This window comes from Acidovorax sp. FG42 (assembly GCF_057809195.1).
On the sequence record NZ_JBMDJM010000008.1, the window covers coordinates 187,048 to 196,771 of the forward strand.

Below are 9,724 nucleotides of genomic sequence, written 5' to 3' on the forward strand. Positions count from 1 at the left end.
AATGGATCAATGAGGCCCCGAGCTTCCACCTTGAAGTACGCTTCAGGGTCAAGCACTTTGTGAGGGGGAGCAGATCATGCTGATCGGTGAACTGGCCACGGCCTCGGGCCTGAGCCGCGAGGCGCTGCGTTTTTATGAACAACAGGGCCTGATCCGCGCGCGGCGCCTGGACAACGGCTACCGCGACTACCCCCCCGAGGTGGTGACGCTGGTGCAGTACATCCGCACCGCACAGCAGCTGGGCTTTACCCTGGCGGAGATCGGAGACCGGCTGCCCGCCATCTGGGACGCCGCCGAGCCCGGCCCCGCCTTGGCGCAGGTGCTCGCCGCCAAGCTGCAGGAGATTGATGACCGCATTGCCGCACTGCAGACCCTGCGCCAGACCCTGGCCGAGCGCGTGGCTACCGACTGCCCGCTGCAGGCCCGTGCGCCACGGGCCAAGGCCGCTTCGCCTGCTTTTTGAGTCCAATCTGGCGGTAGCGCTAGTGCATCATGCGCCAGCAGCTATCAAAAATAGAGCAACAATCCTTCACCCGCGGCGCAGGTACCAGCGCAGCCCCGTCAGGTGGCGGAGGCGGGCACCTGGTGCAGCAGCACCGGGTGGTTGCCGTCGGCGTCCGCACTCTCGATCTGCACCCCAAAGCCCCACAACCGCGCCACGTGCTTGAGCACCTCGTGCGTGTCGTCGGCCAGCGGGCGGCCCTGGTACTGGGTGTGGCGCAAGGTCAGGCTGCGGTCGCCGCGCAGGTTTACGTTCCACACCTGGATGTTGGGCTCACGCGTGCCCAGGTCGTACTGCTGTGACAGCAGCTGGCGCAGGCTGCGGTAGCCGTTCTCGTCATGGATCTCGCTGACCACCAGGTCGCGCTCGGCGGCGTCGTCATGCAGCGCGAACAGGCGCATCTCGCGCATCAGGTGCGGGCTGAGGTACTGGCCGATGAAGCTCTCGTCCTTGAAGTTGCGCATGGCATGGTCCAGCGCGGGCAGCCAGGGAGTGCCTGCAATGTCGGGGAACCAGTGCCGGTCTTCCGCTGTGGGGTTCTGGCAGATGCGCTGGATGTCGCGGTACATGGCAAAGCCCAGCGCATAGGGGTTGATGCCGCTGTAGGCGCGGTGCCCCACGGGCGGCTGGTAGACCACGTTGGTGTGCGAGCCCAGCCATTCGATCATCACGCCATCACTCAGATACCCCTCGTCGTACAGCGTGTTGAGCAGCGTGTAGTGCCAGAAGGTGGCCCAGCCTTCGTTCATGACCTGGGTCTGGCGCTGGGGGTAGAAATATTGGGCGATCTTGCGCACGATGCGCACGATTTCGCGCTGCCAGGGCTCCAGCAGGGGAGCGTTCTTTTCGATGAAGTACAGGATGTTCTCCTGCGGCTCCTGCGGAAAGCGGTTGTGCTCTTGCGCCGCATCCTCCTTGCCGGGGCGGGTGGGCAGGGTGCGCCACAGCTCGTTGACCTGCTGCTGGGCGTAAGCTTCGCGCTGCTCGCGCTCCAGGCGTTCGCGAGCAAGGTTCTTCTTGGAGGGGCGGCGATAGCGGTCCACGCCAAAATTGGCCAGGGCATGGCACGAGTCCAGCAGCCGCTCCACTTCGCCCGTGCCGTAGCGCTCCTCGCACTGGGCCACGTAGTCCTTGGCATACACCAGGTAGTCGATGATGCTGGACGCATCGGTCCACATGCGAAACAGGTAGTTGCCCTTGAAGAAGCTGTTGTGCCCGTAGGCGGCGTGGGCAATGACCAGCGCCTGCATGGCGGTGGTGTTCTCCTCCATCAGGTAGCTGATGCAGGGGTTGGAGTTGATGACGATCTCGTACGCCAGCCCCATGTGCCCGCGCCGGTAGCGCCGCTCGGTGGCCAAAAACTCCTTGCCGTAGCTCCAGTGCCGGTAATTCACCGGCATGCCCACGCTGGAGTAGGCGTCCATCATCTGTTCGGCGGTGATGATCTCCAGCTGATTGGGGTAGGTGTCCAGGCCAAAGCGCTCGGCCGTGGCGGCGATGGCCGCGTGGTAGCGCTCGATCAGCTCGAACGTCCAGTCGCTCGGGTCGGGCAATGGCTCCGCAGGCCGCGCACCCGCAGGCAGAGGCTGGCCGGGCACGGCGCGGTGGCGGCGCTCGCCCACGGCAGCGGCCTTCCAGGGGTTGTCGCTCTGGCGGCGCTCCAGCACGGGGTACTGCACCACGTTGTTCATGCGGCCACCCCCTCTTTCTTGAACAGGTCGCGGAACACGGGGTAGATGTCGCCGGGTGCGCCAACCTTGCGCATCGCAAAGTGCGAGTACAGCGGCGCCAGCTGGCTGTACTCGTCCCACAGGTTCTGTTCTTCCTCCGCCACCTGCACATAGGCAAAGTAGCGCACCAGCGGCAGGATCTTGTCCACCAACAGGTTGCGGCAGATGCCGCTGTCGTTGGTGAAGTTGTCGCCGTCGCTGGCCTGGGCCACGTAGATGTTCCAGTCGCCCTGCGGGTAGCGCGCGCGGATGATCTGGTCCAGCAGCACCAGCGCGCTGCTCACCACCGTGCCGCCACTTTCGGTGGAGTGGAAAAACTGCTCCTCGCTCACCTCGGCCGCCTGGGTGTGGTGGCGGATGAACACGATGTCGATCGTCTCGTAGTGCCGCGTGAGAAACAGGTACAGCAGGATGAAGAACCGCTTGGCCAGGTCCTTGCGCGTCTCATCCATGGAGCCCGACACATCCATCACGCAGAACATCACCGCCTGGCTGCTGGGCAAAGGCACCGGCGTGCGCGCGCGAAAGCGCAGGTCGATGGGGTCCAAGTATGGAATCTTGCCGATGCGCGCCGTGAGCGCGTCGATGCGGCGCTGCAGCTCGGCCACCGCCTCGCTGGTTCCGTCGTCCTGCGCCAGCAGCGCGTCCAGTTCGGCCTGCAGCGCCAGCAGCTCGCGATGCGCCGACTTGCCCAGCGCAATGCGCCGGCCCAAGGCGCCGCGCATGGTGCGCAGCACGGCCAGGTTGTTGGGGATGCCGTCCTGGCTGTAGCCTGCGCGGCGCGACTTCCATTGCGGGTTCTCGCCGATGTGGGTGCGCAGCAGGTGCGGCAGCGCCAAGTCTTCAAAAAAGAGTTGCATGAACTCTTCTTTGGTCAGCGTGAAGGTGAAGTCGTCCTCGCCCTCGCCGCTGTCGCTGGCCTGCGACCCACGCCCGCCCGCACCGCCCTGGGGCCGCTCGATGCGGTCGCCGCGCACATGCTCTGCATTGCCAGGGTGCACGGTGTCGCGGATGCCGCCCTGGCCGTGGTGGAACACAGGCTCGCTGATGTCCTTGCGCGGGATGGTGATGTTCTCGGCCTGCTCCATGTCGCGGATGCCACGTTGCGAGACGGCACGGCGCACCGCATCCGCGATCTGCTCCTTGTAGCGGCGAACAAATCGCTCACGGTTGCCCACCGACTTGTTCTTGCCAGCGAGCCTGCGGTCGATGATTTGCAATGCCATCCGTTGCTCCCGTTCCCCATGCAGGGCCTGTGGCCCTGGCACCGACCCTAGCTACTCTTGCGCACGCGCAAGTACCACTCGCACAGCAGCCGCACCTGCTTGGGCGTGTAGCCCTTGTTGACCATGCGGGTGACAAAGTCCTCGTGCTTGCGGGCCTCTTCGGCGCTGGCCTTGGCGTTGAAGCTGATCACCGGCAGCAGCTCTTCGGTGTTGGAGAACATCTTCTTCTCGATCACCAGGCGCAGCTTTTCGTAGCTCGTCCAGCTGGGATTCTTGCCCTGGTTGTTGGCCCGTGCCCGCAGCACAAAGTTGACGATCTCGTTACGGAAGTCCTTGGGGTTGGCGATGCCGGCGGGCTTCTCGATCTTCTCCAGCTCGGCGTTGAGCGCGCTGCGGTCGAACACCTCGCCCGTGTCGGTGTCGCGGTATTCGTTGTCCTGGATCCAGTAGTCGGCGTAGGTGACGTAGCGGTCGAAGATGTTCTGGCCGTACTCGCTGTAGCTTTCCAGGTACGCCGTCTGGATCTCCTTGCCGATGAACTCGGCGTAGCGCGGCGACAGGAACTCCTTGATGTAGCCGGTGTACTTGGTCTCCAGCTCGGCAGGGAACTGCTCGCGCTCGATCTGCTGCTCTAGCACATACATCAGGTGCACCGGGTTGGCCGCCACCTCGGCGCTGTCGAAGTTGAACACCTTCGACAGGATTTTGAACGCAAAACGCGTGGAGATGCCCGTCATGCCCTCGTCCACGCCCGCGTAGTCGCGGTACTCCTGATAGCTCTTGGCGCGCGGGTCGGTGTCCTTCAGGCTCTCGCCGTCGTACACCTGCATCTTGCTGAAGATGCTGGAGTTCTCGGGCTCTTTCAGCCGCGTGAGGATGGCAAACTGCGCCATCATCTTGAGCGTGCCGGGAGCGCACACGGCGTTGCCCAACGACGATTCGCGAATCAACTTTTCGTAGATGCGGATCTCCTCGCTCACGCGCAGGCAGTACGGCACCTTGACGATGTAGATGCGGTCGAGGAACGCCTCGTTGTTCTTGTTGTTGCGAAACGCCTTCCACTCGCTTTCGTTGCTGTGGGCCAGCACCACGCCGTCAAACGGAATGGCGCCGAAGCCTTCGGTGCCCTTGTAGTTGCCCTCCTGCGTGGCCGTGAGCAGCGGGTGCAGCACCTTGATGGGCGCCTTGAACATTTCCACAAACTCCAGTAGGCCCTGGTTGGCCAGACACAGGCCGCCGCTGTAGCTGTAGGCGTCGGTATCGTCCTGCGCAAAGGTTTCGAGCTTTCGGATGTCCACCTTGCCCACCAGGCTGGAGATGTCCTGGTTGTTCTCGTCGCCCGGCTCGGTCTTGGCAATGCCCACCTGCTTGAGCACGCTGGGGTAGCGCTTGACCACCCGGAACTGGCGGATGTCGCCGCCGTATTCTTCGAGCCGCTTGACCGCCCAGGGCGACAGCACGCGCTGCAGGTAGCGGCGCGGAATGCCGAACTGCTCCTCCAGCACGGGGCCGTCTTCTGCGGCATCGAACAGGCCCAGCGGCGATTCGTTGACCGGCGAGCCCTTGAGCGCATAGAACGGCACCTTCTGCATCAGCGCCTTGAGGCGCTCGGCAATCGAGCTTTTGCCGCCACCCACCGGGCCCAGCAGATAAAGGATCTGCTTGCGCTCTTCCAGCCCCTGCGCGGCATGGCGGAAGAAACTCACCACCTGTTCGATGGACTCCTCCATGCCGTAGAACTCGGTGAAGGCCGGATAGCGCTTGATGACCTTGTTGGCAAAGAGCCGCGACAGGCGCGGGTCGTTGCGCGTGTCCACCATCTCGGGCTCGCCAATGGCGGCCAGCATGCGCTGGGCCGATGTGGCGTAGGCCATGGGATCACGCTTGCACTCGGCGAGGTACTCGTCGATCGACATTTCCTCTTCGCGGCTACGGGCGTAGCGCGCGGCGAAGTTGCTGATGGCATCCATACGACCTCCTGTGGCGGCACCCCTGGCGGGCTCAGGTGGTACCACGGTGTTGCATTGGCAATCGCTACCGGCTTGGTACTTTGTAGCACCACGAACTGCGCTTGAACAGCCAATTCGCGGGCATGTGACTGGCCTTTTTGTGGCGTTGCACATACAGGGATAGAGCGTGGCACACTGCACGAAGTTCACCCTGCAAAACACTGGCAGGGGTTGCCCCGGATAGGGAATATCCTGACAACCGGGAGGTCCTTCCGAAGCCCCGTACGCGACCCCTGCGCCTGAGGCTCATTCGCAGGGCCTGCCCACACTCCCCGTCACAAGGAGCTGGCGCTGGAGCCATCGCCCCGGTAGAGCCACGGCACATCCAGCACGCGTTCACCCAGCAGGCGCAACGACAGGTCGCGCCCCCAGCGCACGGGCCCCGTGGCGTGGAAGATGCGACCATTGCGCGTGGACCTGGCCTGCACCCGCGCGTTGCGCTGCCAGCGGTTCAACGCATAGCGACGCAGGCGCAGCGGTACATCGAGGTCATGCATGGCCAACGCCCGCTGCAGCTCGGCCGCGTCTTCAATGGCCATGCCAGCCCCCTGCGCCAGGTACGGCCGCATGGGGTGCGCGGCATCGCCCAGCAGGGCCACCAGGCCTTGTGCCATCTCGTCGGCGCTGCGCACCGGCGGGCGGTCGCACAAGGGCCACAGGCGCCAGCCAGCACCACCCACGGCGCTCACGCTGCGCACCACGTCCTGCAGCGCAGTGCAGGTGCCTTGCAGTGCATGATCCAGGCCAGCGGCGTTGGCGGCGTGGTCCCAGTTCTCCAGGTCTTGCGGCGCAGGCCCTTGCACGATGACCACCAGGTTCTGCAGCTCGCCCCGGCGCACGGGGTATTGCACCGCATGCAGGCGCGGGCCCAGCCACGCGGTGACCTGCGCCGTGCGCAAGGCGTCGGGCAGCGCATGCTGCGGCACCAGCGCGCGGTAGGCCAGGTGTCCCGTCACGCGTGGCGGTACCGCGCCCAGAAGCTGGGTTCGCGTGCGGCTCCAGAGGCCATCGGCACCGATCAGGGCATCGCCCTCAACCTGCTTGCCCCGGCTGGTGCGCACGGTCACCACGCCGTCGGCATCGGCAAAGCTGTCGATCGCATGGTCCAGGTGCAGTTGCGTGTCGGTGTATTGGGTCACGGCAGACAGCAGCAGGCCATGCAGGTCCGCACGATGGATGGTGGCGTAGGCCGCGCCGTAGCGCTCCACCGCCGTGGGCCCCAGGGGCAACACGGCCAGTTCTTTGCCGCTGACGGCATTGCGCACCTGCAAGCGGCTGGGGAAGGCCGCTACCGCTTGCAGCGGCTGCTGCAGGCCCCAGGCCTGCAAGCGGCGCACCACGTTGGGCCCGATCTGCACGCCCGCACCCACTTCGCTGAAGGCAGCAGCACGCTCGTACAGCCGCACCTCCCATCCGGCCCGCGATGCGCCCAACGCAGCGGCCAAGCCGCCAATGCCGCCACCGGCGACCAACACCTGTTTTTTCATGGCGCGATTGTGAACTGCGCGCGCCGGCGGACCTTTGCTTTAGCGCAGGTCATAGCGCAGGCCGCAGCGCACGCTCCAGCACCTCGGCGGGCATGGGCCGACCAAACAGATAGCCCTGAAAAGCCTTGCAGCCGTAGCGCTGCAAAAATTCGAGCTGGCCTGTGGTCTCTACGCCCTCGGCCACCACCGCCAGGTCCAGGCTGTCGGCCAGGGCCAGGATGGTGCGCACGATGGCGGCGTCGTTGGGGTCGGTCTGCAGGTCACGCACAAAGCCCTGGTCGATCTTGAGCTGGTCAAGCGGCAGCCGCTTGAGGTAACTCAAGCTGGAATAGCCCGTGCCAAAGTCATCCAACGAGAAGCCCACGCCATAGCGGCGCAGGTGTTCCATGCGCGCAATCACGTCCTCGACATCGGCCATCAACAGGCTCTCGGTGAGTTCGAGCTTCAGGCGTTCCGGGTTGGCGCCCGTGGCGTCCAGCACGCCCAGCACCTGCTCCACAAAGTCGGGCTGGCGGAACTGCCGCACGCTCACGTTCACCGACAGGAAGAACTGCCGGGTGAGCGAGCTGCGCGACCAGGCCACCAGCTGTGCGCACGCCGCCTCCAGCACCCATTGGCCCAAGGGCAGGATGAGCCCGGTCTGCTCCGCCAGCGGAATGAATTCGGCGGGGGACACCATGCCCCGGCGCGGGTGGCGCCAGCGCACCAGGGCCTCGGCCCCCTGCAAGCGGCCTTTGCCGTCTACCACCGGCTGGTAGTACAGCACCAGCTCCTTTTCTTGCAGGCCCCGGCGCAGGTCGGCCTCCAGGGCCGAGCGGTTGCTCACGGCCGCTTGCATGTCGGGGTCGAAGAAGCGCTGGGTGTTGCGCCCCGCCGCCTTGGCCTGGTACATGGCCAAGTCCGCGTGTTTGAGCAGCTCGTCCACGCTCACGGTCTGCTGGCCGAACAGCGCAATGCCGATGCTGGGTGTGCTGTGGTGACTGGCATCGCCCAGAGCGTAAGGCTTGCCCAGCGTGGTGGTGATGTGGCTGGCCACCAGCGCCGCCTCGGCGCTGGCGTGGGCAGGGTCGGCGCTGAGGCCCTCCACCAGCACCACGAACTCGTCGCCCCCAAAGCGGGCCACGGTGTCGGACTCCCGCACGCAACCCTTGAGCCGCTGCGCCACCTGCAGCAGCAGCTGGTCGCCGGTGTCGTGGCCCAGGGTGTCGTTGAGGTCCTTGAAATTGTCGAGGTCGATGAACAGCAGTGCGCCCTGGGTGCCAGAGCGTGCCACCGCCGCCGTGGCATGTTGCAGCCGGTCCACCAGCAGGCGGCGGTTGGGCAGGCCCGTCAGCGAGTCATAAAACGCCAGACGTTCGATCTGGCTTTCGACCTGCTTGCGCTCCGTGATGTCGCGGCCCACGCCCCGGTAGCCACGCAGGGCGCCATTGGCATCGAAGACGGGGACGCCGCTGACCGAGATCCAGTGCATGCTGCCATCCGCGCGCCGGCGTTGCAGCTCCAGGTCGCGGAACGGCTGGTGTGCCGCCAGAACCGCGCGGTGCGCAGCCCAGTCGGCATCGGTCATGTTCAGGGCGCCGATCTCCCAGCGTGTGCGCCCCATCACGTCCGACAGCGGGATACCGTTCACGCTCAGGTCCCCGGCCAGCTGCACAAAGCGGCCCTCGGCGTCGTGCTCCCAATACCAGTCGGACGACAGATCGCTCAGGGACCGGAAGCGCGCCTCGCTCTCGCGCAGCTCGTTTTCCACACGCACGTAGTCGCTCACATCGGCAAACGTGCGCACCAGGCTGCCATCGGCCAGCGAGGTGGTGCGCACCTCGAACGTGCGGCCATCGCGCGTGGTGCGCCAGTACAAGGCCGGGGCCGGAGCCACTGCGCCTTGGGCCACGTAGTCGTGCCCGCGCCGGTCCACCAGGCTATAGCCCTCGCCAAAGTCTCCGCGCTCGGCCTGCACACGCGTCAGGTCGGCCAGCGTGGGGCGCGTGGCCATCAGCGACTCGGGCAAATTCAGCAGCTCCAGCACGCGCTCGTTGTAGACGGTGATGCGGCCGTCGGGCCCGGTCTTGAAGATGCCCTGGCTCATGCTGGCCAGCGTGGCCTGCAGGGCCGAGCGCTGCTCCTGCAGCATGGTCAACGCCTCTTGCCAGATGCGGGCGTCCACCATCCGCACGGGCTGGCCACGCCCCTGCGCGCCCTGCACCAGCGCCACCAGGCGGTTGAGCAGCTCGCTCAGGTGCGCAGCGCCGTCGGCTTCGCGCAGCACATAGTCGCCCAGCCCGCAGCGGAACGCGCGCGCGGCCAGGGCCTCTTGCGCTGCATCGATGCACATCAGCACCGGGCGGCCTGCGCACAACTCCAGCAGGCCGGGCAGTTCCTGGTCGCTGGGTTTGAGGCACAGCACCACGGCGTCCCAGGCCTGGCTGGCGAGGGGGGCCTTGGCGGTTTCGGGTGTGGGGCTGTTGACCACCCGCCAATCCGGGTAACGCGCCGCGATCAACCGCCGCGCGGCCGCTGCGTGCTGGGTATCGATGTCCACCCACAGGATGCCCACGCCGTTCATGGCCGTTGCTCCTGCTGTGCGGGCTGTGAGGTAGCGAGCGAGGGCGCCGAATGGCCCGGGAAGTGCTCACGCTCGAACAGCTCGACAGGCCCGGGCCTGCCAAACAGATACCCCTGGAACCCCTCGCACCCATGCAGCCTCAGGAACGACAGCTGCCCCGTCGTCTCCACCCCCTCCGCCACCACCTCCAGGTCCAGGCTCTTGGCC

The 9,724-nt window shown here is 65.9% G+C and carries 7 protein-coding genes; 1 reads left to right on the forward strand and 6 read right to left on the reverse strand.

Annotation, left to right across the window (positions count from 1 at the left end; genetic code table 11):
- Nucleotides 1-76 precede the first annotated feature (76 nt).
- Nucleotides 77-463, forward strand: a complete 387-nt coding sequence (locus ACODSM_RS11140; protein WP_060984994.1) for a MerR family transcriptional regulator — start codon at nucleotides 77-79, stop codon at nucleotides 461-463.
- 98 nt (nucleotides 464-561) lie between these two features.
- On the opposite strand, the gene ACODSM_RS11145 is transcribed toward ACODSM_RS11140, so the two are convergent.
- The 6 genes from ACODSM_RS11145 to ACODSM_RS11170 all read right to left on the reverse strand — a co-directional run.
- Nucleotides 562-2,193, reverse strand: a complete 1,632-nt coding sequence (locus ACODSM_RS11145; protein ID WP_488805297.1) for a SpoVR family protein — start codon at nucleotides 2,191-2,193, stop codon at nucleotides 562-564.
- Nucleotides 2,190-3,458: a YeaH/YhbH family protein gene (locus ACODSM_RS11150; RefSeq protein ID WP_291446262.1), complete on the reverse strand. Its 1,269-nt coding sequence runs from the start codon at nucleotides 3,456-3,458 to the stop codon at nucleotides 2,190-2,192. The genes ACODSM_RS11145 and ACODSM_RS11150 overlap by 4 nt, the downstream gene beginning before the upstream one ends.
- 47 nt (nucleotides 3,459-3,505) lie before the next feature.
- Entirely contained in the window at nucleotides 3,506-5,428 is a 1,923-nt protein-coding gene (locus tag ACODSM_RS11155; RefSeq protein WP_060984991.1) for a PrkA family serine protein kinase, read from the reverse strand.
- 314 nt (nucleotides 5,429-5,742) lie between these two features.
- Nucleotides 5,743-6,954 (reverse strand): FAD-dependent monooxygenase, encoded by a 1,212-nt coding sequence (locus ACODSM_RS11160; RefSeq protein ID WP_488805298.1) that lies wholly within the window; start codon nucleotides 6,952-6,954, stop codon nucleotides 5,743-5,745.
- Between the two features lie 49 nt (nucleotides 6,955-7,003).
- On the reverse strand, nucleotides 7,004-9,517 hold the full coding sequence (locus ACODSM_RS11165) for a putative bifunctional diguanylate cyclase/phosphodiesterase (protein ID WP_291446258.1): 2,514 nt from the start codon (nucleotides 9,515-9,517) through the stop codon (nucleotides 7,004-7,006).
- The coding region (locus ACODSM_RS11170; RefSeq protein ID WP_488805299.1) for an EAL domain-containing protein at nucleotides 9,514-9,724 on the reverse strand (211 nt) is incomplete at its 5' end. The genes ACODSM_RS11165 and ACODSM_RS11170, both read right to left, overlap by 4 nt.

Excerpts from the sequence above, each read along its gene's own strand:
- ACODSM_RS11140 (WP_060984994.1), top strand. The coding sequence starts at position 77 with ATGCTGATCGGTGAACTGGCCACGGCCTCGGGCCTGAGCCGCGAGGCG.
- ACODSM_RS11145 (WP_488805297.1), bottom strand. The coding sequence starts at position 2,193 with ATGAACAACGTGGTGCAGTACCCCGTGCTGGAGCGCCGCCAGAGCGAC.
- ACODSM_RS11150 (WP_291446262.1), bottom strand. The coding sequence starts at position 3,458 with ATGGCATTGCAAATCATCGACCGCAGGCTCGCTGGCAAGAACAAGTCG.
- ACODSM_RS11155 (WP_060984991.1), bottom strand. The coding sequence starts at position 5,428 with ATGGATGCCATCAGCAACTTCGCCGCGCGCTACGCCCGTAGCCGCGAA.
- ACODSM_RS11160 (WP_488805298.1), bottom strand. The coding sequence starts at position 6,954 with ATGAAAAAACAGGTGTTGGTCGCCGGTGGCGGCATTGGCGGCTTGGCC.
- ACODSM_RS11165 (WP_291446258.1), bottom strand. The coding sequence starts at position 9,517 with ATGAACGGCGTGGGCATCCTGTGGGTGGACATCGATACCCAGCACGCA.